We start from the raw sequence: 24,048 nt of genomic DNA, 5'->3' as shown, positions 1-24,048 counted from the left end.
CCTCCTTAGTTGGCGCTCAGCAGGCGAATGGCTTCATCCAACTGTGGGTCTTGCTGTGCATCGGCATCGGCTTGGGTGAAAGGCACGGCGTAATCCGGCTCCAGGCCGATGCCGTGGATCTGGCGTTCTTCTGGGGTGAGCCAGCGGGCGATGGTGACGCGCAGGGCACCCTGGCCATTGCTAAGCAGGCGCGTGATCTGCACGGACCCTTTGCCGTAGGTGGTTTGGCCCACCAGCGCGGCGCGGCCATAATCTTGCAGGGCACCGGCGAGGATCTCCGACGCGGAGGCCGAGCCTTCGTTCACCAGCACGATCATGGGGAGCTCAGTGGCCAGCCCGCCGGATTTGACGTCATAGGTATAGCGCGAGCCGTCGTTGTAATCTTCGTAGAGTACGACACCCTCCTTCAAAAATTCAGAGGTGATGTCTACGGCAGTATCCAGGTAGCCGCCGCCGTTGTTACGCAGATCGAGGATCAGGCCGCGCGGGTTCTCCGCCAGCAGGTTTTGCAATGCGGCGTGCAAGTCTTCACTGGTATCCGCACCAAAGTTGAACAGTTGAATATAGGCAATGCCTTCGGGCAGCATTTCGCTTTCGACGCTCGGCACCACAATGCGGCTGCGCACGATAGTGACATCAAAGGGCTCCTCGCCCTCGCGCCCGATCGTGATAGTGACCGGGGTGCCGGCTGGCCCGAGGATGCGGTTGAGCACCAGATCGCCGTTGATGCCGGTCATGTCTTCCCCATCGATGGCCAGCACCGTGTCACCGGCACGCAGGCCAGCCGCCTCGGCCGGTGAGCCTTGCATCGGGGCGATGATGACCACATAGTCGCCGCCAGTATCCACCCAGGCGCCAATACCTTCGTAGTTTCCTTGCAGCTCTACATCGGCTTGGCGCATCTGCACCGGGTCCATGAAGCTGGTGTGCTTGTCGCCCAGGGCGCTCACCGCGTTATGCAGGGCGGAGCGCATCAGCGTTTCGTAGCTAGTATCCAGTGCCGGGCGGCTGTATTGCACCGCGCGCCAGGTTTCCCAGAAGGGTTGCATGGCATCCGCCAGGCGATCCGGGGTGCGTGCCGCCTCGGCCAGTTGGCTGGCGCTGGGGGCATCGGCCGCCGTGTGCAACTCTGCCGGGTCTACGCCCAGGCGCTCCAGCTCAGCCAGCAGCCCTTCCTGGGCCCCACTGGCAAACGCGGCATCGTTGACTGGCTGATCGTAAAACTCCTCATGCAGGATCTCGTTGGTCTCCCACATCGGGGCGAACAGGCGCTCCAACTCCACGGCTTGACCTACCGGGGTGAGTACCTCCGGGGTGCTGGTGGGGCGGCTCGAATCGATGAAGGCGGCGGGGTCACGCAAGACCTCGCTGATCTCGTCGCGCAGGGTGAAGCCGAACAAGGCCACCGTGGCTACACAGGCGCACAGGGCAACCAGAATCAAAGCCACAAGTATGGCAACCAGGGGTTTATTTGATTTCATTGTCGTATCCGTTCTAGCGGGGTCAATAGGATTAATTTCGTCTAGCGTATCACGGGCGGATTAGAGCGGTATAAACATTTCACTTGGGCTTGGTGAGTGCTTCCACCTTCTTGGCCAGCTCTTCCACTTGCTCGTCTTCGCGCTTCCAGGGGTTTTTGCTGTTCTTCAGCATGCGCCGCGCCATATCAATTTGTTCCCCCAGCGCGCCACGGCGCCGGGCGCCGGCGTAGATCACCAATAAAAGGCCGCCCGCGCCCAACACGGTGAGGCAAATGATCAGGATTGCCTTCTCACTCATGTGCAAATTCTACCAGCGCGGGCATGGCTTCGATCAGCTGCTCGGGGCGCGCAATGCACACGCTCACCGCCGGGTCAGGCTCGGCCAGCGTGCCCAGCAGGGCGGTTTGGGCGCCCAGAGCGTGTGCCGGGCGCAGGTTGGCGGGCATATCGTCCACAAACAGCGCGGCGGGTGCGGCCACCTGGCCGCGTGCCAGGGCCACCTGGTAGGCAAACGGGTCCGGCTTGCTGCGAAACTCCATGGCGCGCACGTCAATGATGCCTGCAAAGGCCGCCTGCACCCCTAGCGCCGCCAGGACGCGCTCGGCATGAAAGCTGACCGAGTTGGTAAAGATAAACTTCTCCTGCGGCAGGGCGGCCAGCATGGCAGCCAAGGCCGGGTTGGGGGCGATCAGGCTTTCGATGGGCACATCGTGCACATAGCGCAAATAGTCATCGGCATCGATGGCGAAATCATGCTGCAAGCCGCGCAAAGTCGTGCCGTACTTCTTTAGGTAGCCCTCGCGCACTTGGGCTGCCTCGGCGGCAGGAATGCCGACGACTTGCTGCATATACGCGCCTATGCGGGCGCGCATTGCCTGCCAGACCCCGCTGTCTTTGGGGTATAGCGTGTCATCCAGATCAAAGAAGATCGTGCGAATCATGCAGGCAGGGTTACTTGCGCGTTGTTTTGCGCGTGGTTTTTACGCTGGGCAGGTGAAGCTCCACCATGTCGCGCGGGGCACGGCGCGGCATTTTCAAGGCGCGCTCGTATTGAGCAAACAAAGTATCGAATGAATTCTGCCAGCTTTGCGTCTGCGCCTTCTGGTAGCCGGCCTTGCCCATTTGCTTGAGCAGGCGCGGATCACTGGCTAGCTTGCGCACCGCTTGGAAGAGCTTCTCCGGGCTTTCGGAGGGGTAGCGCAGGCCGGTCTTGCCATTCTCCACCAAATCCACCACGCCGCCGGAGTTGGGGGCGATCACCGGCAGGCCGGAGGCCATCGCTTCCACCACCACGTTGCCGTAGGTTTCCTCGGCGCCGGTAAAAACAAACAAATCGCCGGAGGCATAGGCTTGGGCCAGCGCTTCACCTTTGAGGTAGCCAGTAAACACGGTTGGCGTATTTTTGAAGATGCGCTCTAAGCGCTTGCGGTCTGGCCCGTCGCCTACGATGGCCAGGCGCAAGCCAGGAATGTCGCGGGCGATCGGCAGGAGCAGCTCCACGCGCTTTTCGCGCGACAGACGGCTGACGAAGAGCGCCAATACTTCGCCGGAGGCGCCGTTGGTCAGCTTCTGGCGCCATTCACTGCTGCGCTTCTTGGGTGAGAAGCGCTCCAGATCCACCCCGCCCGGCCATACGGTGAGGCGCTTGAAGCCCTTGGCCAGCAATTGCTTACGCGTGAAATTGGAAGGCACCAAGTTGATATCGGCGCGGTTATGGATGAAGCGATAGAAGTGAAACACCGGCTCAGACACTACGCCCATTTTCCAACGCCGCGCAAAGCCGGAAACATCGGTTTGGTACGAGGCCACCACCGGGATGGAGTGACGCAACGCCACGCGCAAGCCGGCGATACCCAGCGAGGTGGGATTGACCAGATGGATCAGATCGGGCTTGAAGTCGAGCACCTTCTTTTCGACGCGGGCCACCGGGGTGGCGATGCGCAGCTCCGGGTAGAAGGGGGTCTTGACGCTGCGATGGCGCGAGATCGGCGTGGCGGCGTAATGCTCGATCGAGCCGCGCGGCGCGAACAGCAGGCTCTCGTGGCCCTGCTCGGCCAGATAGTCAAACAGTTGTGTCAGAGTAATGACAATGCCGTCAATCTTGGGCAGAAAGGTTTCAGTAAAGTAAGCAATTCGCATCGCGCCGGCTCATGCAGAAGCCGCCCGCGGGCGGCTTGGAGGATGGCCCCATTCTAACCTGCTTGGCTGGCGGGGCTAGAGCGTTTCTACGTATACCTGGCCGGTGATGCTGGGGCCAAGTACCAGTTCCTCGCTGCGGCCGCGTAGCTTGAGGCGCAGGTTGCCATCAAATTCGGAGAAGGCGCTTACGCTGAGCTCGGCGCCGGGCACCAGCCCCAGCTCGCTCAGATGTAGCAGTAGCTCGGAGCGGGTATCACGCACGCGCGTGACGCGGGCGTGCTGCCCCGGGCGCAGTGCGCTCAGCGGCACCTCGTCGCTCTCCGGCAGGCTCAGATCGACGCGCGGGATCGGATCGCCATGTGGATCGTGGCGGGGGTCCCCCAAGGCTTCGGCAATGCGCTGCTCAAACTGCTCGCTGATCACATGCTCCAACCGGTCGGCCTCTTCGTGCACCTCATGCCATTCGTAGCCCAGCATCTGGTGCAAAAACAGCTCCAGCAGGCGGTGGTGGCGCAAAGTCTCCAGCGCTACGCGTTCGCCTTGCTCGGTGAGCAGCACGCCACGGTGCTTCTGGTACTCCACCAGGGCGGGCTGGGTGCCGGCCAATTTTTGCAACATGCCGGTCACGGAGGCGGGCGCCACGTTGAGATATTCTGCTAGCGCATTGGTGGAGGCGCGGCCCTCGCCGCGGGTGAGCTCATAAATTGCCTTGAGATAGTCCTCGATCGATTGGGACAGCGGCTCTTTCGCATGCGCAGCAGGCTTAGGCATACGGGAAGTGTATACGCCGCGTATCCAAGTGTCAATGAATGCACTATACTGCACCCATTCTCATGGAAAACGCGATCATTTGCCCCTGGTGCGGCACACAATACCTGGAGTTTCAGTCCAACTGCCGCAATTGCGGGGGCACTCTGCCGGCGCCCAGGCGCACGCCGGCGCCCCCAGCGCAGGCGCCGCGTCAGGCACGCTTGGCCTGGCCGCCGCCTGCACCGCGCACGGTGGCGCCTACCTACGTGTGGAAGCTGCTGCGCGAGGACGCGTGGGTGGTGGCGATGTTGGTGTTTGTGCTGATTGGGGCCATCTTTACCCTGACTGGGTTCGGGCTCACGTTGGGGATCGTTACGGCCTTCGTTGGCCTACCCTTCCTGGGTTTAGGCTTGCTATTCCTGGGAGGAGGGGGTGCGGTGCTGTATTGGCGCTATCAGGAGGCATTACAAACTGTAGCGATCCTGCAGAGCGGCGAAGCGATCGAAGGCGAGATCACCGCGTTGGAGCCGAATTACAGCGTGCGCGTCAATGGGCGTATGCCGTGGACGATTTCGTATCGGTTCGTGCTGGATGGCCAATCCTTCTACGGCACGGCCAGTACCATGAATGACCCGCAGAGCACCCATGCCCCTGGCCCGGCGGTGGTGCTGTATTTGCCCGAGAGGCCCGAAAAGCACCAGCTGTATCCACATCCATAAGCATTTGTGCCTGCCCGGTAGTACTTTTACCCCCATAACACCGCCAAACAATTTGTGTTAACATTTTTATCTGGTACGCAGTAGTCCGAAGTACTAGGGGGCAGCCCCAAAGATTTGGACCCTGTAGTCCGAAATCTGCAAGAAAGGAGTTCCAAATCCAAAATGGCTGAACGCGAGCAAGGAACCGTTAAGTGGTTCAATGGCTCTAAGGGCTTTGGCTTTATCTCCCGCGACGGCGCTGATGATGTGTTTGTTCATTTCAGTGCTATTCGTGGCGATGGCTTCCGCAACTTGGAAGAAGGCCAGAAGGTGGAGTTCACCGTGGTCCACGGCGATAAGGGCCTCCAGGCTCAAGACGTTATCGCTCTGTAATCCCAGACCGCACTAACGAGATCCGGCTGAGAGTAGCTCTCAGCCGGATTTTTTGTTTCATAGAAGAGTAAACAGTGAGCTGTAAACAGTGAGCAGGGAAACAGTTTCCTGCTCACCAATCACTGCTCACTTCTTACGGATGCTGCGGCCAAGGCACGTCTACGAAGGGGGTGTAGCCGTGTTTTTCGGCGGCGGCGATGCGCGCATAGCTGGCTTGAGAACAACTGCCATCGTCCAGGATGTCTACTGCGGTGCCCCAGGCGCCCGCCGCCGTGAATACGTATTCGCCGCCCTGGCACACCCAAGCTTCGACTATATAGGGCGTCTGCTCCGAGTCATCGCCGGCGTTAAGTTGAATGCCGTACCAGCTTACCGTCACCACGTCACCGTTGCGTACGGCATTCACTCCGCTCAGCCCATAGGTGTAGATGTAAGACCAGGCTAGCACGATGTGCGGGTCTAGCGGGGCCAACGAATTGCGATCGGCGCTGAATTGCAAGAATTCCTCGCCACCGTTGACCCAGCAGCGGTTGTTGCCGCCAATGGCTTGCGCCAACACCCAGTTGCTGTGTTCCATGCGGCCAACGACTTCAATGTTGCTGCCGCCGGCAAAAGTGAATTTGAATAAATAATCCGGGCCGGGGCCGAAGCGGCAGGCCAGGCGCCCGTCCACGATCACCTTGGCGCGCAGCGAAGCGACATAGGTGGGCACGGGAGTGGGAGTATCGGTTGTGCTGGGGACCGGTGTCGGCGTCTCGGTAGGGGTGGTGGTAGCGCTGGGCTGCGGCGTGTGTGAGGAAGTGGGGTTGGCCGGTACTGGTGGCGCAGTCTGCGTGGCGGCTGGGGTTGCTGTGCCACAGGCCGTGAGCAGCAAGGTGAGCAGAGTGAGGGCGGCGCAGCGTTTCATAGTGTTTGCATTATACTTTCCTAGACATTGCCCATTGTTTGGAGGCGCGTGCATGAAAGAACCCGGTTTTTTCAATAATTACGATAGCAGCGTAGTCATCGGCATTTTGATGGCGATTGGCCTGGTGGTCACGCTGATTGTTGTTGGCCCTGGTGAAGCCACCCGCAGCTTCCTGGCGGAAGCGATCATCCTGGCGGCTACGTTTGCGGTGGCACGCCAATACCTGCCCTGGAAAGATGCCCCCAAAGAGCGCGTTAAGGGCCCGCGTCGTGAGCTGATCATGGGCTTGATCGGCTACGCTTTGCTGGTCTTCGGCGCTGCCGAGGGCTTCCGCGGCAACATCAGTTGGCCGTGGCTGCTGGGCGCCATGCTGCTGCCCGTCATCGCCATGGTGTCGGCGGGCTACGGCCCGCGCGCCTGGGGCCTGCGTACCCCCAAGCCCGCCGAGATTGGCGTACTGGCGGTGGTGATCCTGCTGGTCTACGGCCTGAGCCGCGGCCTGAGCGCCATCCTGCCGCCGCGCGAGCTGGCCGGTGCTCCGGGCGAGAACGCCATTGCCGGCGCGCTGAGCTTTATGGGCAACCACGCAATCATGCTGGTGGTGGCCGCGGCTCTGGTAGAGATTTTCTTCCGTGTCTATTTGCAGCCGCGCCTGGCTGCGTACTTGCCCGGCCGGTGGGCGGTGGTGGTGCAGGCCGCGTTGTATAGCGCCTCGTTCCTGCCGTTGTATCTCATCGGCAACCGCTACCCGGCGACCTACGCTGCCGCGTTGGTACTGGTGCTCACCAATGGTGTGCTCGGTGGTTACTTCTGGCGCAAGACCGGCAACCTGTGGCTGCTGATCCTGCTGCACTTGTTTGCGTTTGGGAGATATGGGCTGTAAGGCCAATCGTTAATCGATTAATCAAAAAGTCGCTTGGTCTATTGGTCAAACTGGTCGGCATACGCTGACCAATCGACTAAAGGACTAAGCGACTTTTTTTGATGTCGTTGATTGTTTTTTGCCCTACGGCCAGGGTACGCCTACCCAGCCGGTGTAGCCGTGCTTGTCCGAGCCGAAGGCGCGGGCGTGCGAGGGCTCACTGCAGGTTTGCTCATCTTGAATATCAATTGACGTGTTGTTGGTGCCATAGGCACGGAAGACAAACTGGCCGCCCTGGCATACCCAGGCTTCGACCAAGTATTTGTTTTGCAACGAATCGTCGCCAGGCAGGTAATCGAAGGGTTGCCAGGATACCGTGACCAGTGTGCCGTTGCGGCTGGCCCGCACGCCTTGCAGTGGTTGGTACGGCTGCGTGGTCCAGGGCAGCACGGCATGGGGGTTATCTAGCGGGTAGACGAGGCTGCGGTCTACGCCCAGCGTGATTAGCTCCTGGCTTACCCAGCACTTGCGCTGCGGCTTGTATTCCACCAGGTTCACCAGCCACCAGTTCTCGTTCAGCTCCATGTGGCCGAGCACTTCTACTGTATTGCCCTTATACAGGGTAGTGGCCAGCAGGTAGCCGCCGCCCGGCCCGAAGCGGCAGCTGGCCATCTCGACGTTGATGGTGCCCCAGGTAAAGCTGGGCGTCGGCGGCAGCGTGGGGCTGGGGGTTGGCGTGACGCTCGGTGTCAAGGTGATCGTCGCGGTCGGCGTGCGGCTGGGCGTAGCCGTAGCGGTGGCGGTGAGAGAAGGGGTAAGCGTGGGCGTGGCGGTGGGCTCGGGCGCCAGGGTGCTGCAGCCGGCCAGCAGGGCGGCGGTTGTAAGCAATGAAATCAGTAAGATTGTTTTGCGCATAGCCAGATTATACAGGCGGAGCTATTGGGCTGTAAGCCATAAGCTGTAAGCGGTTAGCTCTTAGCGATTAGCTTGATCCATTATCAACATAAGGGCGTTAGCGAAATTAGTCTATAGCCTAAGCCTGATTTGGCCTTGTTTTTGCCTTTAGCTGACAGCTAATAGCTTATAGCTAAAAGCTAGTTTCATATATACATCTTACAAATTTCGTGATATATTCTCAGGCGTAGGTTAGCAGTGGTTTTTCAAGGTTTTCCCCCCACAGTCATTACAACTGTCCTTGAATGTACAGGTGTGAATTCAGCCATGCTGGGTTCCGGTCTGTCGCGCCGCCATGGCGTAAGAACGCTCTACCTAACTCTGCAAGAAAGGAGTTAATAGATCGCAATGGCAGAACGCATTCAAGGCACCGTGAAGTGGTTCAATGGCACCAAGGGCTTCGGTTTCATCACCCGTGAGGGTGGCCCGGACGTCTTCGTCCACTTCAGCGCCATCAGCGGCGAAGGCTTCCGTAACCTGGAAGAAGGTCAGAAGGTGGAATTCACCGTGACCCAGGGCCAGAAGGGCCCCCAGGCTCAGGACGTCGTCGTCGTAGGTTAATTAGTTAACCTATAACGCTGTAAACAAAAACACCGCCCAGCGCAAGCCGGGCGGTGTTTTTTGTTATTCCCAGGACCTCCTATAAAATATACAATATGTATATTATAATTACTTACACTTTCGTAACCTAGGGGATATCTGATGGTTGCACAAAAACCAGATTTGCTTAAGTCTCGACTGACCACGCGTATTGTATTTGCCCTCCTCATTTGTGCCACCTTGATCTCAGCTTTCACACTGCCTCGATCCCGGAGCGGAGATGCTCTGTATCAACAAGAGGGCTGTGGGTACTCGGATGAGTCAAAACCCCTATATGATGCCTACAATATCTTTATCGCTTTAGATACCTCATTATCGATAGAAAACTCGCCTGAGATGAAAAGAATGCGCAATGAACAGGCGCGTGCGATTCTCGAAACACTGGCCGTGGGGGTTTTGGCCGATGGGATGGATGTGCGCTTTACCGTAGTGTCGTTTGACGCAGACGTTTCAGTAATAGGCGACGAAATTCAAGCGTGGAACACCTCTGATTTTCAAAGTTTTCAGATTTTGGAACATGAATTAGCCAGCTACCTGAGTGAAATTGTTCAAGCTAAAGGAGAGAAACAGGATACTGATTTTGAGCGACTTTTTGAGCATGTAAGAAATGACTCAAAATTGTTTTTGCGGGTCGATGGCTCACATAGCCGCAATATAGTCATAGTAGTATCTGACCTTTTGCCTACACCAAATCGCGAGGAGCAGGTAAGCGCAATAAAAGCGGCGTGGATTAACCCAGAAAACAATGTTAAAGATGATATTGAATTGTTCTTATTTGCCTTAGATTCCTCAGACCAAGTAGGGGATCAACTCTATAGCACTGTAATGAGCTGGTGGCAGGATTCATTTATCTCAGAATTTGAGATCGATCCATTGGCTACTATTTTTGAGATCGATGCCAAGAATTCCAGCTCTGCTACCCACGTATTTTCGTTACTACCTGAAGATGTTAAGACAATTCCCTTTGGCCAACCAGTTCATGTTCCTTTGATTTCGAGAGAGCCTGGATTGGTCATATTGAAAGCACAGCCCAATCTAAGCGTTGTATCTACGGACAGGGCGCGTGACACCTTGGCAAAAATTGCTGAGGGGCTTCGATTGAACCCATACCATCTTCTAGGGCTCAATGGCCCCTTGTTAAATTTCAACGCACTAACTGAAGAAGCCCAGATTCATGAGCAACTTCCTATAGGCACAAGGATTTATCTTCCTAAATTCGGCTTGAATCCGGACGAACTGGATTTCTCGTTAACTTCACAAGCAACTAGCAATGAAAGTTACTTTGAGGTGTGGAAACTAGATCCAGACGAAAAGAACATTACATTTTCACCGGCCCTTTCGAGGCAAATGGTGATGGAACAAGGTAGGTACTTATTCAGTGGAGAACGAACAGAATTTGATGTAAAACTCAGTTCGCTGACCTTTGATTTTGGGGCAACGATTACTGTCACTGTTATTCCTGATGGGTTTGATCCCAAGATGAATGAGCGCTATGAGATTGACTTCACCCCTGAGGACCTTGATAACGACTCGGTGCCGAATGGGCTTATGACCTATGATGCTGCTGGGAATACTTTTTCAGGACAATTTGTGCCCTCCAACCTCACAAGGCGGGACCGCTTGGAATTTGAAGTCCAGCGCTATCAAGACGGAGCCTTACTAGATTCGGTGCCTTGTTCGCTTGTTTTAGTTCAGCCAGCAGAATTTGCAGAAGAACTAAAGACGGTGTATGACGTCGTACCCGGGCAAACATTTGACGTGGTTGTGCCAATTCGCATGTCCGCCGAACAGGATCCGGCCTCCTTGATTGTCAGAGGTGGATTGGAAGAGCATTTACATATTTTGTCTAGTAGCGCGTCTCTTGCGCAGCCTTCAGATATATTTACGGCCACCGCTCAGACTGAAAGTGGCTGGGAATTTACCAAGGCTTATAGCTGTGGTTCCATTGAAGAGCGCGGGCAGCTAACAGTGTTTTTGAATCAGCCTTCATTTCCTACTGACAATGAACCTATTCAGATAAATTGTCTCTGTCAAAACTCTGGTTTTTACAAGATTCTTCTTGCTGCTGTGACAATTATCGCTTTGGTTGTAATAGCGAAAGGCTCTGTGAGATCCTCTTTTATTGTCTTTTCGATATGGAGTGAGGTTTTGGCAGTCGTACTGCTACCTTACCTTCCTTGGACAGTTATTGAATATGTACTGCTTCCCCTTGCTACCCTATCTGTGGCAGGAGCAACTGCAACTGCAACTGCAGAATCTGTGGCTGCAGAATCTGTGACCGCAGCGCTTGTGGGTTCGTTATTCAGGAAAATTGATATAGCGGACCCCGCCAAGCCCGCCAGGATAAGGGGCCAACTAATCTTTTTGGGGATGGGCGTTGCTTTGTTCGGAATTTCGCTTTGGGCCATTACGAACTGCAAATTCCCGGCCCTGTAAGATGTATAAACGCTTTGTTTGCCTACTAGGCGCTCTACTGGCTGTGGTTTTAGCTTCGTGTGTTGGAGCACCTATAGCTGAGGTTGCAGAGAGCACTTCAACCCCAATTGTGTTTGGCTGCTCTTTCCCTGAGCGCCAGTACAAGATGATTGTGGTGCTATTTGATCCAGGTGCGGCGCGTGCCAGGCCGCTTACCAATGTCAATGGAGACAAGACGGAGGACATTCTTGGCTTCTTGATAGATATCCTTCCCGAAACTATGAACGCCGGCGATCAGATTAGTATTTTCCAGCTGGGATATCGAGCTTATGAGTCGGCTAGGGTAGCACGAGTATATACCTACGATACCTATGCAAGTGTTGCGCCTAGCTGGTTTACATCTGAAAAACTTTGCAAGAGTGGCAGAATCCCTATTGGATTTGACATAGGACGCAATGGATCAGATGTTGCAAAAAGTGTCAGGGAGCGACTTCAAGCGCAGATTGCAAACTACAGCCCTTCAAATTCACGAGGTGAACAACCCTATGCCTCGGATGTAGTTTATGAAGGTCTGTGGCATGCATCATTGGATTTCAAAGCAGATTGCCCTGATTACGACACGTGCCTTTTGGTGATTGTAGATGACTTGTATACCTGGCCTGGGGTTGATTCTCAAGACTACGAGGTCAATCTGGTGGGTGTTGATGTGCTTGTGGTGATTCCAGATTGTGAGAACATCAATACAAAGGGCTGTGTGATTCGACGAGATTACTGGAATAAAGAATTTGCAAGATTCGGTGCTCAAAAGGTGAATTATGTTACTGGGGATATTGTGGATCGTGCGATCGTGAAGCACATAAAGCGCTGATAAAACACTGTGCAAGCCCTGTATCCTAAGGCAGCTTACCTCCGCGCCCCGGCTCCTTATGTTCCTAACTCTATGGCATAATTTGCACACCTCAGAGCCGAGTACGCCACGTACCTGCTGCTAGCGAGCCCGGGATAGTGCAAGCCGGGCCAGCGCACGTGGCCGAACATCCCTCTGTTGTACGCAACCTGAACATGGATAGCTTCTGTCAACTGTAGACTGTAAGCTGTCCACCACTAAGTGCGCCGGGCTCGTACCCCGTTACCAAGACGACTAAGTTGCCTGCGGCTAGCTGAGCGCAGGAACATGGGTGGTACCGCGGGCTAGCGCTCGTCCCATGTGTTGCTTGGCAACACATGGGGCGAGCGCTTTTTTGTTTCCGCTCAGCAGCAATTGACACGGATTAATGGACTAACCGATTAATCAATTGCATCTAGGAGAAACATGGCATTCAAAGAAGTACCCAACAAAGTAGATTTCATCGCCCAGGAGCACGAGACGCTGGCTTTCTGGCAGCAAGACCGCTCGCTCACCAAGCTGCGTGCCCTGCGCGCCGGCGCCAAGCCGTGGAGCTTCATTGACGGCCCCATCACCGCCAACAACCCCATGGGCGTGCATCACGGCTGGGGCCGCACCTATAAGGATCTCTACAACCGCTACTACGCCATGCAGGGCCGCCAACTGCGTTACCAGCAGGGCTTTGACTGCCAGGGCCTGTGGGTCGAGGTCGAGGTCGAGAAGGAGCTCAAGTTCGCCAGCAAGCGCGACATCGAGGCCTACGGGCTCGACCAGTTCGTCTTGCGTTGCAAAGAACGCGTGCTGCGCTTCGCCGCCGTGCAGACCGAGCAGTCCATCCGCCTGGGCTATTGGATGGAGTGGGATGACCCCAACCAGTTGCGCTGGTTAGCTGACCAGCTCGCCGCTGACCCCAAGCAAGAGATCGCCTACGCCGGCCCCGCCGGTGGAGCGGCCGGCAACGTCGAGCAGGTCGTCGGCCACCTCGGCCTGCCTGAGCTCGGCGGCAGCTACTTCACCTTCAGCGATGAGAACAACTACATGATCTGGGCCTTCCTCAAGAAGTGCTGGGAGAAGGGCTGGCTCTACCGCGGTGCAGACTCCATGCCGTGGTGCCCGCGTTGCGCCACCGGCATCAGCCAGCACGAGATTGAGAGCGATGGCTACAAAGAAGTCACGCACAAGTCCATCACCTTCCGCATGCCGCTGCGTGGCCGCCAGAGCGAATACCTGCTGGCTTGGACCACCACTCCGTGGACGCTGACCAGCAACGTCGCCGCCGCCGTCGGCCCGGAACTGGATTATGTGAAGGTGCGCCAGGGCGAGGACGTCTACTATCTCTCCAAGGGCACGCTGTCCATGCTCAAGGGCGAGCACGAAGTCCTCGCAGAGCTCAAGGGCAGCGACATGGAAGGCTGGGCCTACGACGGCCCCTTCGATGACCTGCCCGCCGCCAACGAGCCCGGCGGCCACCTGGAGCTGCGCGACCTGGTGAAGGGCGTCACCCAATCCGCCAAGGAGGCCCACCGCGTCATCCTCTGGGATGAGGTCGGCGAGGCTGAGGGTACCGGCATCGTGCACATCGCCCCCGGCGCTGGCGCCGAGGACTACCAGCTCGGCCTGCAGAACAAGCTGCCCATCATCGTGCCCATTGACGACGAAGCCCGCATCGTGGACGGTTTCGGTCAGCTCACCGGAATGACCACCGCTGAAGTGCCTGACACGGTTGCCAAGCTGCTTGAAGAAAAGGGCCTTCTATATAAGTACGAGCCATACACGCACCGCTATCCTACCTGCTGGCGTTGCAAGACCGAGCTGGTCTGGCGCGTAGTAGACGAGTGGTTCATCAGCATGGGGCAGAGCTTCGACAAGCCGCGTGAAGAGCTGACCGCCGAAGAGAAGGCCAACAATCTGCGCTATCAGATCATGGATGTGGTCGACCAGATCCGCTGGGTGCCGGAGTTCGGCCACGCGCGTGAGATGGACTGGCTACGCAACATGCACGACTGGATGATTAGCAAGAAGCGCTACTGGGGCCTGGCGCTGCCCATCTGGGTATGCGATACCTGCAAAGAGCACACCGTGGTCGGCAGCGAGGATGAGCTGGCCGAGCGCGCCAGCGCCGGCTACGAAACCTTCGCCGGGCACACGCCGCACCGCCCGTACATCGATGCCGTTAAGCTCACCTGCGAATGCGGCGGCAGCATGAGCCGCATCCCCGACGTGGGCAACCCCTGGCTGGATGCCGGCATCGTCAGCATGAGCACCCTGCGCTACCGCAGCGAGCCTGAGTACTGGCAGCAGTGGTTCCCCGCCGATTGGATCAGCGAGAGCTTCCCTGGCCAGTTCCGCAACTGGTTCTACAGCATGCTCGCCATGGGTACCGTGGTGGCCGAGACCGCGCCGTTCAAGAATCTGTTCAGCTACAGCACCTTGCTGGATGAGCAGGGCGAGTCGATGCACAAGAGCAAGGGCAACTCTATTGAGTTCAGCCAGGCCGCCGACATCATGGGCGTGGATGTGATGCGCTGGATGTACTGCGCCCAGAAGCCGGAGAACAACCTGCTCTTTGGCTACAACAAGGCCGACGATGTGCGCCGCCGCTTCCTGATCCCACTGTGGAACATCTACAGCTTCTTCGTCACCTACGCCCGCCTGGATGGCTGGACGCCGAGCTTCGCCGCCTTCGACCCCAATCACCCCGAAGGGCCCACGCCCGCGTCCGATAACCCATTGGATAAATGGATTTTGGCCCGCCTCAATCAGACCGTTGACCAGTCGACCAATCGACTAAACAACTGGGATGCCTTCGGCGTCACCCTGGCCGTCGAATCCCTGATTGATGATATGTCCAACTGGTACGTGCGCCGCAGCCGCCGCCGCTTCTGGCGCAGCGAGCAGGACGGTGACAAGCAGGCTGCCTACACCACCCTGTGGCATGTGCTGGTCAAGCTCATCCGCACCATCGCGCCGCTGACCCCCTTCGTGGTGGAGGAGATGTACCAGAACCTGGTCGCCGCCCACACCGAGGCCGCCTACAGCAGTGTGCACATGACCCTGTATCCGCAGGCCGACACCGCCGCCATCGACGAGACTCTCATCACTGAGATGGGTCTCGCCCGCCAGGTGGCCAGCCTCGGCCTCAGCGCCCGCGGCGCCGCGAATTTGAAAGTGCGCCAGCCGCTGTCTGCCGCGCTTGTACACTCGTCCAGCGGGATTAATCGATTAACAGATTATTTGATTGAGATTGTCAAAGACGAGCTCAATGTCAAAGAAATCACATTCGTTGAACAAGCCGGCCAGCTGGTTACCTACAGCTTGCAGCCCAACAACGCCAAGCTCGGCCCACGCTTTGGGGCAGATTTCCCCAAGCTGCGCGGCGCGCTGAACGCGCTCGACGCGGCGGCCGTCGCCGCCCGCGTGGCGGCTGGCGAACCTGTGCAACTCATGCTGGACGGCAGCGAGATTGAGCTCGCCGCCGACGAGGTCATTGTCAACAGCCAGCCCGCCGAGGGCTTGGCCGTTGCCGCTGACAAGGGCGTAACAGTGGGGCTGGATACCGCCCTCACGCCGGAGCTGCGCGCCGAAGGCACCGCCCGCGAGCTGGTGCGCCGCATTCAAGACATGCGCAAGAAGGCGGACTTCAACATCGAAGACCGTATCCGCACCTACTACAGCGTGGATGGCGAGCTGGCAACTGTGCTGGCCGATTGGGCCGAGACGATCAAGTCTGAGACGCTCAGCCTGGAGCTGACCGCCGGCCCGGCACCGGCGGGTGCCTACACTGAGGAGCACAAAGTGGATGGCGCTACGGTAACCTTGGCGGTAGTGAAAGCCTGAGGTGAAAGATGAAACTGAATCCACTTACGCCCGAAGAGCAGCGCATCATCCTCCGCAAGGGCACCGAGATGCCCTTCACCGGCGAGTACGACCGCCACTACGCCGCCGGCACCTACGTCTGCCGCCAGTGTGACGCGCCGCTGTTTGGCTCGGAAACCAAGTTTGACGCTCACTGCGGCTGGCCCGCCTTCGACGCGGAGATCCCCGGCGCCGTGGCCCGCCACCCAGACCCAGATGGCTACCGTGTCGAGATCACCTGCGCCAACTGCGGCGGCCACCTAGGCCACGTCTTCGAAGGCGAGGGCTTCACGCCCACCAACACGCGCCACTGCGTCAACTCCATCTCAATGAAGTTCGTACCCGCGGAACCGAAATAATGCCTGCGGTGCAACGCATCTTTATCAAGGGCCGCCTGGTCTATTACCGCCAGGCGGCTACCGCGCAGCACTGGGATGCCGTATGGAAGACCCAGGATACCGAGCGCTTGTTTGCTGGAGCCGCTAAGGGCGAGCTCGACTATTACACTGAGATCTTCCCGCGCCACTTGCCCAAAAACGGCAAAATTCTGGAGGCAGGCTGTGGCCTGGGCCAATATGTCATCGCCCTGCGTCAGCGTGGCTTCGATGCCGAAGGGGTCGATTATGCCGAAGATACGATTCGTTTCCTCAACGAACGCTTCCCAGAGTAGCCCTTTCGCGTGGCCGATGTTACCGCCATGGACGTGCCGGATGGCTATTACCGCGGCTATATCTCACTCGGCGTAATGGAGCACCTGCCTGAAGGGCCGCAGCTCTTTTTGAAAGAATGTCATCGCATCCTCGCCCAGGATGGCGTGGCGTGCATTTCCGTGCCCTATCTCAACTTCCTGCGCCGCCTGAAGGTGCGCTTGGGTCTTTACGGCCGCCCGGGTAGCGAGAACATGCCGTTCTATCAGTACGTCTACTCCGCCAAAGAGTTCACCCAGCTGCTCAAGCAACACAGCTTTGAAGTGATTGCCCGATACCAGTATGGCGGCTACAAGGGCGTCAAGGATGAGCTGTCTTGGCTCAGTAAAGTTTTTGAATGGCCGCAGGGCTGGCGCCTACGCAAATGGCTGATGAACTCCAAATGGCTCAATGCCCACAACGGCCACATGATGATGTATGTGGTTCGCAAGGCGCAGACGTAAAAGAAAAACGGCTCCCGTATGGGAGCCGTTTTTTACTTGTAGGAAGCCAGCCGCTTGGCGTACTGGTCGTTCTCGCGGTGTTTGCGCGCCGAGCGTGAACGGCCCGGGCGGTTCTGCGGGGCGGGGCTCGGCTTGCGTCCCTGTGGCGCCGGGCTGGGCCGGCGGCCTTGCGGGGCGGCGCTGGGCTTGACGCGCGGCTGATTGGCGGCCACCACTTCGGGGGCGGCCTTGGCGCTGTAATCGAAGCCATCCAGCTTGCGGGTCTCGATCTTGCCCATCACGCGCTCCAGGGCGCGCAGCATGTCACGGTCATCCTCATTTACTACCAGCGTAAAGGCTTCGCCGGTGCGCTGAGCGCGGCCGGTGCGGCCGATACGGTGGATGTAGGCATCCGTAGTATCCGGCATGTCATAATTGACCACCAGCTTGATGCTCTCGATATCCAGGCCGCGGGCGGCAATATCAGTCGCTACCATTACCTGGTAGCGGCCATCGCGGAAGCCCTTAAGCGCTGACTGGCGCTGGCTCTGCGTGCGGTTACCGTGCAGCGCGGTGGCCATGAAGCCTTCGCGCTCCAGTTGGCGCGTTACTTTCTGTGCGCGGTGCTTGGTGCGCGTGAATACCAGCACTGACTCGGCATCCGAGCGCTTGAGCATCTCCAGCAGCATTTGCGTCTTCAAGTGGCGCGGCAGCGGGTACAGCGAATGGGCTACCGTGTTGGCCGGGGCACTGATGCCCACAGCCACACGCTTGGGATTGTGCAGCAAGCTCTTTGCCAGGTCCTCGACCTCTTTGGGGAAGGTGGCCGAGAACAGCATGTTCTGGCGCTTGGGTGGCAAGAGCTGGATGATGCGCTTCACATCTGGTAGAAAGCCCATATCAAACATGCGATCGGCTTCATCCAGCACCAGCATCTCGATGCGGTTCAGGCGCGCCGCGTTCTGGTTGGCCAGATCGAGCAGGCGGCCGGGGCAGGCCACGATGATCTCAGCGCCGCGGCGCAGCGCTTCGATCTGTGGGCGCGAACCCACGCCGCCATACACCGTGACGCAGCGCAGGCTGGTGCCGCTGGCCAGGGTGACGATGGTTTCGCGAATTTGTTCGGCCAGCTCACGCGTCGGCGTCACGATCAGGGCGCGCGATTGGTTGCGCGGCCCATCCAGCAGCTTGTTCAGGATCGGCAGCACGAAGGCTGCGGTCTTGCCGGTGCCGGTTTGCGCCGTGCCGATGATGTCGTAGCCTTCAAGCGCTACGGGGATGGCCTGTTCCTGGATCGGCGTGGGCTGCGTGTAGCCGGCGCGTTGAATGCCCTTCGACAGGCGCGAATCAAGGTTGAACTCAGAAAATTTCACAGTATTCCTTTGTGTATTCAGAAGTCTATGGGGTGTCCCGCCACGGACGTGGCGGCTTCCAGACTGAGTTCAAAGACAACGTTGCCAGGTGTTGGCGCAGAACAGCAGCGACTGCCGAATAACGATAGTTGAATAAGACCGTGAGAGCATACAGGGGAAGTGCCCGAATGTCAAGCAGACTGGTGTATAGTTCGCCATCTTTTAGCAAGGAATCATCATGCGCTCATTTTTCAATACTCCCGCTCATCGCACCGTGGCCTGGATCTGGGCCGGTTGGGTTTTTGCAATGCTCGCCTTCCAGGCCTATCTGCCCGCCCGGCTGGAGCTGGCGCGGCCGGACTATGCTATTGAATGGACGCCGCAAGAGACGCGCGCCGGTGCCCAGGCTGATAAGCTCTACCTGAACGAACCTTTTCTGAATACCCATGTATCCTGGGATTCAGAGTTTTATCTGGCGATTGCCAACGAGGGCTACCATTCCAGCAATATCCGCCAGGTGGATGGCTACTTTGATAGCGCCAATGCACAACTGCCATTCTGGCCCTTCAGCCCGCCGGCCAGCGTGGCGCCTGGCGAACGCCTCTCGATGAGCCTGGCCTTCTTCCCCTTGTACCCGCTGAGCATGCGCGCCCTTAGCGCGCCGCTTAGTTTGCTGGGTATGAACCCGGTCGCCACCGCCAGCCTGGCCGGCGTCACCATCTCGCTGCTGGGCGCGCTGGCGGGCATGCTGGCCTTGTATCAGTTGGCCAAAGATGAGCTGGGCGAAGAGGGTGGGTTGCGGGCGGCTTTCTATTTGGTCATCTTCCCCAGCGGGTTCTTCCTCGCACAGGTGTATACCGAGGGCTTGTTTGTGGGGCTGGCCTTCTGGTCGCTCGTGATGGCGCGGCGCAAGCGGTTCGCCTGGGCGGCTGCACTGGCTGTGCTGGCTACCTATGCGCGTGCGGTGGGCGTTTTGCTGGTGCTGCCGCTGCTGTATCACTGGGTGCAAAGTGGGGCATGGAAACAGTTGCAGCCTAAGCAATTCTCCTGGCGGGCGCTAGCTGGCCTGCTGACGGTCTCTGCACCCGTGCTGGCCTTTGGCCTGTGGCGTATCTCGTACTATGGGCAGGCCTTCACCATTGTGGAAGATGTGTGGTTTGGCCGCGGTTTGCTGGAATGGGGTAAGACCGTTTACAACTGGGGCGTGGTGCTCGAGACTCTGCGTGCCGGCGTGTCGCAATCCTCGGCGTACTACGCGCTGGAGCTAGCCGGCATCCTCTCCGGCTTTGTGGCCTGCCTGCTCGGTTTGCGCCGCCATCCGGATCTGGCTTTGTTCGGCCTGGCGGTGGTGTTCGTCTCCTTCACCAGTGGTCAGGCGCAGGGGATGTATCGTTACATTCTCGTGGCGCCTTCGGTATTCCTGTTGTTGGCGCGTGCCGGCAAGCATGCCGCCTTTGACCGCTCCTGGAGCATGGTTAGCCTGCTCTTGATGAGCATCATGGCAGCGCTGTTTAGCTTTGATATGTGGGCGGGATAGGTAACTGCTAGGAACCAATCAGTTACTGAGTTACCGGTTCCTTATTACTGATTACTCATCACTGATCACTGGTGTTTACAACTGCCAGCTCTCGCCCCAGTTAGCCGCGCCGCTGGTAGCTAGCATCTTGGTAGCGCGCTAGGGCATAGTCTAGGAGCTAGGTTTTTGTGCCTGCTGCCATTTGCCAATCTCTAAGGCGAGCTGCTGGCGGTCAATCAGTAAACACTGGGTCCCCCTCGCCAACTCTTTGGCGGGTCTAGTGAAGTGGCTACTCGTAATCACTACGGCGCGATCACAGTGGTGATAAGCCATGCCTGCAATGGCGGCGCGCACCGCCTCTATGCTTACCGGTTGCTTCCAACGTTTGGCTTGTATGGCGTGTTTGCGGCCACCGCGGCTGGCGATCAGGTCAACACCATAATCATCAAGCCCACCAATGCACCTAACCTCATATCCTTGGTAGGCTAATAACTTTGCAATAAAGCGCTCAAATTCTGGCCCGCTCATCTCGTCGACCTGGGCGATGTTCAATGGACGGGTGAACTTGAAGTAGCGTACCAGCCGCCAAATTACTACCACTACCCCAGCGCCGATCAAGACATAGGCCAGGGAACGCAGCCAGGGCAGGGTGCCAAACAAACCCAGCAAGATAAGCCATGCCATGTTCCAAACAAGCTCAGCTGCGTCAGATGTGTTGCGTTTTCGCCTAGGCATACTCTCCCTCCTGCCTGTCGTTGATCACTTGCTATCTACAACTGCCAGCTCTCGCCCCAGTTGGCTAGTAACGCTTGGTAGCTAGCATCCTCATAACGTTGCAGGCTAAATAGCGGGGCATAGCCGGGTAGCTCGCCCCCGCTAATGTGCCCAGCCACCAGCTCCGCCAGGCCGGCGGCGGCCATGATGCCGTAGCCAGACGCCGCGCCGATGATATAGGCGCCCTGCACGCCCAGCGGCCCGGCCAGCGGGCGGTTCTCCTGCGTTTTGGTGTAGTAGCCGCCATCCACGCTGGGGCGCGGCATGCGCTCCAGGTAGCCGCGCATGCCGGGCAGAATGCGCCCTAGGCCGCGGATCGCCGTTTCGGCGTACAGCGGGTCGTCTGCGATCGGGAAGCTGGGCTCTACTTTCTCGTTGTGCACATCCCACAGGATCAGGATACTTTGTGCGGCGGCATCGCCTTCTGGGCGCGTGTGGGCGCCGGAAGGCAAGCGGCCGAGCAGCCAGGCCGTCTCAGGATCCTCGGCCAGCATGGCGCGCTCGTCCTCGCCCCAGGGCAACTCCTGCTCATCGGCACAGATCACCAGCGGCGCATCTCGCCCCACCGCCGCCAAGTTGTCGTTAAAGGCCGCCTTGAGGTGCAGTTCGTTATAGACGGGCACTTCAATACCCAGCAGCTTGCCCACTGAGGCAATGTGCGGCCCGGCGGCATTTACAAAGGTGCTGGTCTCAATGACGGTGCCATCGGCCAAACGCACCGCACTCACCGCACCGTTTTGGATGTCTACGCCCACCACGCAGCCTGTGATCAGCTTAACGCCAGCCGCACGCGCTTGCTCCCACATCCACATGCCATAACTCTGCGCGCTCAGCCAGCCAGCCCGGCGCACATGCAACACGCCTGCCGTCTCCGGTGCCAGGTAGGGAAAGTGTTGCTGGATCAGTGCCGGGTCTGTGATCAGGTCTGAGCCGTCAGGCCCTTCATAGCCCTCGGCATGCTGCGGCTGGTAGCTGGCGCTGCCCGCGGCGTGCTCACGCAGGGCGCCGGCGCCCAATTGCGCGGCCTCCGCGGCCGCGGCGCGCAAACCCGCGATCTGCTGCGCATCGGTGGTGACGTAGAGGTAACCGCGCCGGTTGAGCTTGAACATGTTGTTGCAGGCCGCGGCGCGTGCTTCCATCAGTGTGATGCTGCGGTTCATCAACTGCACCATCGCATCGCCCGGGCCAGGCCACCAGTTGCGGTAGCACTCGCTGGATTTATCCGAGGTGAGCGTCAGTGGCGGGCGCTCGTCGATCATGACGATATCTTTTATGCCCTGCTGTGCCAGGGCATAGGCCGTGCTAACGCCCAAAATCCCGGCGCCACAAATCACGATCTCGGCAGATTGTTTGCTCATTGGACGATTCAACCACAAGTTGCCGGGGGTGTAAGCGTTATAATTTTTGTGCACACCCGATCATCACTATGTACCTTGGCTGGGGAGGCAATGAGCAGGATTGAAGAAATCGCCAGACAAGCAGGGGTTTCGCGTTCCACCGTTTCTCGGGTGATCAACAATGACCCCAATGTCAAGGACAGTACGCGCCAGCGTGTGCTCGAGGTAGTTTCTTCAAATAACTACGTGCCCAATCGCGCCGCCCGCAAGCTGGCTGGCGGCCGCACCAGCGTAATTGGCCTGGTGATTCCCATTCGCGTCTCCAGCCTGTTCGGCGAGCCCTTCTTCCCAATTCTGGTGCAAAGTGTCACCCATCACAGCAATCAGCTCAATCACTCGGTGATGCTTTGGTTGGGCGAGCCAGAACACGAACGCAGAAGCATTACCCAGATCCTGAGCAACGACCTTCTTGACGGGGTGATTGTCTCCTCCCTACAAGACCGTGATCCGATCGTCGCCGCACTGCACCAGTCGCAGATCCCTTTTGTCCTCATTGGCCGTTATCCGGGCACACTGCCGGTTAACTATGTGGATATTGATAATGAAGAGGGCACCCGCCGGGCCATCAACTACCTCATCGCAACTGGCCATAAGCGGATTGCCACCATCACCGGCGTGGAGGGCACTCTGGTTCAGCGCCAGCGCCTCGAGGCTTACCGTGCCGCGCTGGGCGAGGCAGGCATAACGGTGGACGAGAACCTGATTGCCGCGGGTGGTTTTGTAGAAGAGGGCGGGTATACGGCCATGCAAAAGATCGCGCCCTACAGGCCAGATGCGGTCTTTGCCACTAACGATGCCATGGCCGCCGGAGCCATCCGTTACCTACACGAGCAGGGCATGCGTGTGCCACAGGATGTGGCCATCGTGGGTTTTGATGACGCGCCCTTTGCAGCCAACCACAAGCCAGCGCTCACCACCATTGCGCAGCCGATTGCTGAGTTGGGGCGCCACGCGGTGGATATGCTCATGCAGCTGATCGGGCGCCAGCCAACACAGCCGCTCTCAAAGATACTTCCTTCCGAACTGGTGATCCGCGAATCTGCCTAGCGCGCGGGGCTATTGCACCTGCTCGGCAGAGAAGTTACGCAGCGGGCTGCGCACTGGCCAGTGCGGCAGGCCGTGTTGCGTGTGCAGCATCGCCTTGAGGTAGGCCGGCGCTGGCGGCATGGCGTCCATCGCCGCACGCGCCGCGTCCAGCGTGGCCTGGTGCTCGCTGGCATCCGTGTTCCACAAGAAGCCCTCGTAAACCGCGCGCAGTTCACCGCAGCGCAGGTTGGCCAGCGCCGTGATCGCCCCGGCCGCACCGGCTTGCAGGCCGCTGGTCATCAGCTTGTCGTTGCCCACCAGCACCGCGCAGCCCGGCAGCCCCGCGGCATACGCCGCGGCGGAAGCCAGATCGCCTGTGGAGTCTTTCAAGCCGGCAAAGCGCGTAGGGTAGGCGGCGTGCAGGCGCTGCAGCAGGCTGAGCGGCAGCGGCACGCCGCTCAGCGCAGGGATGTGATAACCCAGCAGCCAGCGGCCCTCAGGCACACTGCGTTCGATCACTTGGCTATACCAATCAAACAAGCCGTCTTCGCTGGCGTTGCGCACAAAATAGGGCGGCAGCACTACCGTCGCCTCAAAGCCTAGTTCGTAGGCCGTCTGGTTGAGCGCAATCGTCTCACTCAGGCTAGGCGTGCCCGTGCCCGCTAGCAGGCGAAACTCCTCGGGGCGGGCCGCCGCGGCCGCCTTGAAGATCGCCACGCGCTCCGCGGCCGAGAAGCTGGTGCCCTCGCCGGTGGTGCCGAGCAGCAGCGCTCCGTGGGCGCCGCGCTCGGCCAAGAAGCCTAGCAGCGCTGGCCAGGCGGCCAGATCCGGCGTATCGTCAGGGTGCAGTGGAGTGACCGCCGCGGCGTACACGCCGGATAATGGATGGGTGAGGTTTGGGGAGGGCATGGCCT

23 protein-coding genes are annotated in these 24,048 nt (G+C 58.6%); 12 read left to right on the top strand and 11 right to left on the bottom strand.

All coding sequences use genetic code 11. The annotated features are described in order from the left end of the window. Positions 1–5 precede the first annotated feature (5 nt). From KF821_03865 to KF821_03845, 5 genes are all read right to left on the bottom strand, one after another. Complete coding sequence (locus KF821_03865) at positions 6–1,442, bottom strand: S41 family peptidase (GenBank protein MBX3004948.1); 1,437 nt, start codon at positions 1,440–1,442, stop codon at positions 6–8. 118 nt (positions 1,443–1,560) lie between these two features. Continuing rightward, positions 1,561–1,779 carry a hypothetical protein gene (locus KF821_03860; protein MBX3004947.1) on the bottom strand — a complete coding sequence of 73 codons (219 nt, stop codon included), beginning with the start codon at positions 1,777–1,779 and terminating at the stop codon, positions 1,561–1,563. Continuing rightward, complete coding sequence (locus tag KF821_03855; GenBank protein ID MBX3004946.1) at positions 1,772–2,422, bottom strand: pyrimidine 5'-nucleotidase; 651 nt, start codon at positions 2,420–2,422, stop codon at positions 1,772–1,774. The genes KF821_03860 and KF821_03855 overlap by 8 nt, the downstream gene beginning before the upstream one ends. A 10-nt stretch (positions 2,423–2,432) precedes the next feature. Then, positions 2,433–3,620 carry a glycosyltransferase family 1 protein gene (locus KF821_03850; protein MBX3004945.1) on the bottom strand — a complete coding sequence of 396 codons (1,188 nt, stop codon included), beginning with the start codon at positions 3,618–3,620 and terminating at the stop codon, positions 2,433–2,435. A gap of 75 nt (positions 3,621–3,695) precedes the next feature. Further along, positions 3,696–4,391 (bottom strand): metal-dependent transcriptional regulator, encoded by a 696-nt coding sequence (locus tag KF821_03845; GenBank protein ID MBX3004944.1) that lies wholly within the window; start codon positions 4,389–4,391, stop codon positions 3,696–3,698. A gap of 62 nt (positions 4,392–4,453) precedes the next feature. On the opposite strand from KF821_03845, the gene KF821_03840 reads away from it, so the two are divergent. Continuing rightward, positions 4,454–5,089, top strand: coding sequence for a hypothetical protein (locus tag KF821_03840; GenBank protein ID MBX3004943.1), 636 nt, complete (start codon positions 4,454–4,456; stop codon positions 5,087–5,089). A 162-nt stretch (positions 5,090–5,251) separates the two neighbouring features. Next, positions 5,252–5,461, top strand: coding sequence for a cold-shock protein (locus tag KF821_03835; protein MBX3004942.1), 210 nt, complete (start codon positions 5,252–5,254; stop codon positions 5,459–5,461). A 133-nt stretch (positions 5,462–5,594) separates the two neighbouring features. On the opposite strand, the gene KF821_03830 is transcribed toward KF821_03835, so the two are convergent. After that, complete coding sequence (locus tag KF821_03830; protein ID MBX3004941.1) at positions 5,595–6,368, bottom strand: hypothetical protein; 774 nt, start codon at positions 6,366–6,368, stop codon at positions 5,595–5,597. Positions 6,369–6,420: 52 nt separating this feature from the next. Here KF821_03830 and KF821_03825 point away from each other — a divergent pair, with 52 nt between their 5' ends. Then, positions 6,421–7,251 (top strand): CPBP family intramembrane metalloprotease, encoded by an 831-nt coding sequence (locus KF821_03825; protein MBX3004940.1) that lies wholly within the window; start codon positions 6,421–6,423, stop codon positions 7,249–7,251. Positions 7,252–7,374: 123 nt separating this feature from the next. Here the strand turns inward: KF821_03825 and KF821_03820 are convergent, their stop codons facing one another. Beyond that, on the bottom strand, positions 7,375–8,145 hold the full coding sequence (locus KF821_03820; protein MBX3004939.1) for a hypothetical protein: 771 nt from the start codon (positions 8,143–8,145) through the stop codon (positions 7,375–7,377). A 387-nt stretch (positions 8,146–8,532) separates the two neighbouring features. Between KF821_03820 and KF821_03815 the strand changes: the two genes are divergently transcribed. From KF821_03815 to KF821_03785, 7 genes are all read left to right on the top strand, one after another. Further along, positions 8,533–8,745, top strand: coding sequence for a cold-shock protein (locus KF821_03815; protein ID MBX3004938.1), 213 nt, complete (start codon positions 8,533–8,535; stop codon positions 8,743–8,745). A 141-nt stretch (positions 8,746–8,886) separates the two neighbouring features. Next, positions 8,887–11,220 carry a VWA domain-containing protein gene (locus KF821_03810; GenBank protein MBX3004937.1) on the top strand — a complete coding sequence of 778 codons (2,334 nt, stop codon included), beginning with the start codon at positions 8,887–8,889 and terminating at the stop codon, positions 11,218–11,220. A gap of 1 nt (position 11,221) precedes the next feature. Then, complete coding sequence (locus tag KF821_03805; GenBank protein ID MBX3004936.1) at positions 11,222–12,067, top strand: hypothetical protein; 846 nt, start codon at positions 11,222–11,224, stop codon at positions 12,065–12,067. Positions 12,068–12,511: 444 nt separating this feature from the next. Beyond that, positions 12,512–15,922 (top strand): class I tRNA ligase family protein, encoded by a 3,411-nt coding sequence (locus KF821_03800; protein ID MBX3004935.1) that lies wholly within the window; start codon positions 12,512–12,514, stop codon positions 15,920–15,922. 8 nt (positions 15,923–15,930) lie between these two features. After that, positions 15,931–16,299 carry a methionine-R-sulfoxide reductase gene (locus KF821_03795; protein MBX3004934.1) on the top strand — a complete coding sequence of 123 codons (369 nt, stop codon included), beginning with the start codon at positions 15,931–15,933 and terminating at the stop codon, positions 16,297–16,299. A gap of 8 nt (positions 16,300–16,307) precedes the next feature. Further along, positions 16,308–16,610, top strand: a complete 303-nt coding sequence (locus tag KF821_03790) for a hypothetical protein (GenBank protein ID MBX3004933.1) — start codon at positions 16,308–16,310, stop codon at positions 16,608–16,610. A gap of 9 nt (positions 16,611–16,619) precedes the next feature. Beyond that, entirely contained in the window at positions 16,620–17,090 is a 471-nt protein-coding gene (locus KF821_03785) for a hypothetical protein (protein ID MBX3004932.1), read from the top strand. Between the two features lie 32 nt (positions 17,091–17,122). Here KF821_03785 and KF821_03780 read toward each other — a convergent pair whose 3' ends face one another. Then, positions 17,123–18,442: a DEAD/DEAH box helicase gene (locus KF821_03780; protein ID MBX3004931.1), complete on the bottom strand. Its 1,320-nt coding sequence runs from the start codon at positions 18,440–18,442 to the stop codon at positions 17,123–17,125. A gap of 217 nt (positions 18,443–18,659) precedes the next feature. Between KF821_03780 and KF821_03775 the strand changes: the two genes are divergently transcribed. Then, the gene (locus tag KF821_03775) at positions 18,660–19,958 is read left to right on the top strand and encodes a hypothetical protein (GenBank protein MBX3004930.1); all 1,299 of its coding nucleotides are present in this window, start codon (positions 18,660–18,662) and stop codon (positions 19,956–19,958) included. A 150-nt stretch (positions 19,959–20,108) separates the two neighbouring features. Here KF821_03775 and KF821_03770 read toward each other — a convergent pair whose 3' ends face one another. Both KF821_03770 and KF821_03765 read right to left on the bottom strand, forming a co-directional pair. Next, positions 20,109–20,672 carry a restriction endonuclease gene (locus KF821_03770; protein MBX3004929.1) on the bottom strand — a complete coding sequence of 188 codons (564 nt, stop codon included), beginning with the start codon at positions 20,670–20,672 and terminating at the stop codon, positions 20,109–20,111. A gap of 35 nt (positions 20,673–20,707) precedes the next feature. Further along, positions 20,708–22,069 carry an FAD-binding oxidoreductase gene (locus tag KF821_03765; GenBank protein MBX3004928.1) on the bottom strand — a complete coding sequence of 454 codons (1,362 nt, stop codon included), beginning with the start codon at positions 22,067–22,069 and terminating at the stop codon, positions 20,708–20,710. A 90-nt stretch (positions 22,070–22,159) separates the two neighbouring features. On the opposite strand from KF821_03765, the gene KF821_03760 reads away from it, so the two are divergent. Continuing rightward, on the top strand, positions 22,160–23,155 hold the full coding sequence (locus KF821_03760; GenBank protein ID MBX3004927.1) for a LacI family DNA-binding transcriptional regulator: 996 nt from the start codon (positions 22,160–22,162) through the stop codon (positions 23,153–23,155). 9 nt (positions 23,156–23,164) lie between these two features. On the opposite strand, the gene KF821_03755 is transcribed toward KF821_03760, so the two are convergent. Continuing rightward, positions 23,165–24,043 (bottom strand): dihydrodipicolinate synthase family protein, encoded by an 879-nt coding sequence (locus KF821_03755; protein MBX3004926.1) that lies wholly within the window; start codon positions 24,041–24,043, stop codon positions 23,165–23,167. Between the last annotated feature and the right edge of the window lie 5 nt (positions 24,044–24,048).

The organism is Anaerolineales bacterium (assembly GCA_019637755.1).
Taxonomy (GTDB): Bacteria; Chloroflexota; Anaerolineae; order Anaerolineales; family UBA11579; genus JAMCZK01.
This window is presented reverse-complemented; position numbering and strand designations above follow the sequence as displayed.

Coding starts and splice junctions, on each gene's coding strand:
- KF821_03805 (MBX3004936.1), top strand. CDS start 11,222: ATGTATAAACGCTTTGTTTGCCTACTAGGCGCTCTACTGGCTGTGGTT.
- KF821_03765 (MBX3004928.1), bottom strand. CDS start 22,069: ATGAGCAAACAATCTGCCGAGATCGTGATTTGTGGCGCCGGGATTTTG.
- KF821_03770 (MBX3004929.1), bottom strand. CDS start 20,672: ATGCCTAGGCGAAAACGCAACACATCTGACGCAGCTGAGCTTGTTTGG.
- KF821_03840 (MBX3004943.1), top strand. CDS start 4,454: ATGGAAAACGCGATCATTTGCCCCTGGTGCGGCACACAATACCTGGAG.
- KF821_03815 (MBX3004938.1), top strand. CDS start 8,533: ATGGCAGAACGCATTCAAGGCACCGTGAAGTGGTTCAATGGCACCAAG.
- KF821_03830 (MBX3004941.1), bottom strand. CDS start 6,368: ATGAAACGCTGCGCCGCCCTCACTCTGCTCACCTTGCTGCTCACGGCC.
- KF821_03855 (MBX3004946.1), bottom strand. CDS start 2,422: ATGATTCGCACGATCTTCTTTGATCTGGATGACACGCTATACCCCAAA.
- KF821_03850 (MBX3004945.1), bottom strand. CDS start 3,620: ATGCGAATTGCTTACTTTACTGAAACCTTTCTGCCCAAGATTGACGGC.
- KF821_03825 (MBX3004940.1), top strand. CDS start 6,421: ATGAAAGAACCCGGTTTTTTCAATAATTACGATAGCAGCGTAGTCATC.
- KF821_03795 (MBX3004934.1), top strand. CDS start 15,931: ATGAAACTGAATCCACTTACGCCCGAAGAGCAGCGCATCATCCTCCGC.
- KF821_03845 (MBX3004944.1), bottom strand. CDS start 4,391: ATGCCTAAGCCTGCTGCGCATGCGAAAGAGCCGCTGTCCCAATCGATC.
- KF821_03810 (MBX3004937.1), top strand. CDS start 8,887: ATGGTTGCACAAAAACCAGATTTGCTTAAGTCTCGACTGACCACGCGT.
- KF821_03860 (MBX3004947.1), bottom strand. CDS start 1,779: ATGAGTGAGAAGGCAATCCTGATCATTTGCCTCACCGTGTTGGGCGCG.
- KF821_03835 (MBX3004942.1), top strand. CDS start 5,252: ATGGCTGAACGCGAGCAAGGAACCGTTAAGTGGTTCAATGGCTCTAAG.
- KF821_03775 (MBX3004930.1), top strand. CDS start 18,660: ATGCGCTCATTTTTCAATACTCCCGCTCATCGCACCGTGGCCTGGATC.
- KF821_03800 (MBX3004935.1), top strand. CDS start 12,512: ATGGCATTCAAAGAAGTACCCAACAAAGTAGATTTCATCGCCCAGGAG.
- KF821_03755 (MBX3004926.1), bottom strand. CDS start 24,043: ATGCCCTCCCCAAACCTCACCCATCCATTATCCGGCGTGTACGCCGCG.
- KF821_03820 (MBX3004939.1), bottom strand. CDS start 8,145: ATGCGCAAAACAATCTTACTGATTTCATTGCTTACAACCGCCGCCCTG.
- KF821_03760 (MBX3004927.1), top strand. CDS start 22,160: ATGAGCAGGATTGAAGAAATCGCCAGACAAGCAGGGGTTTCGCGTTCC.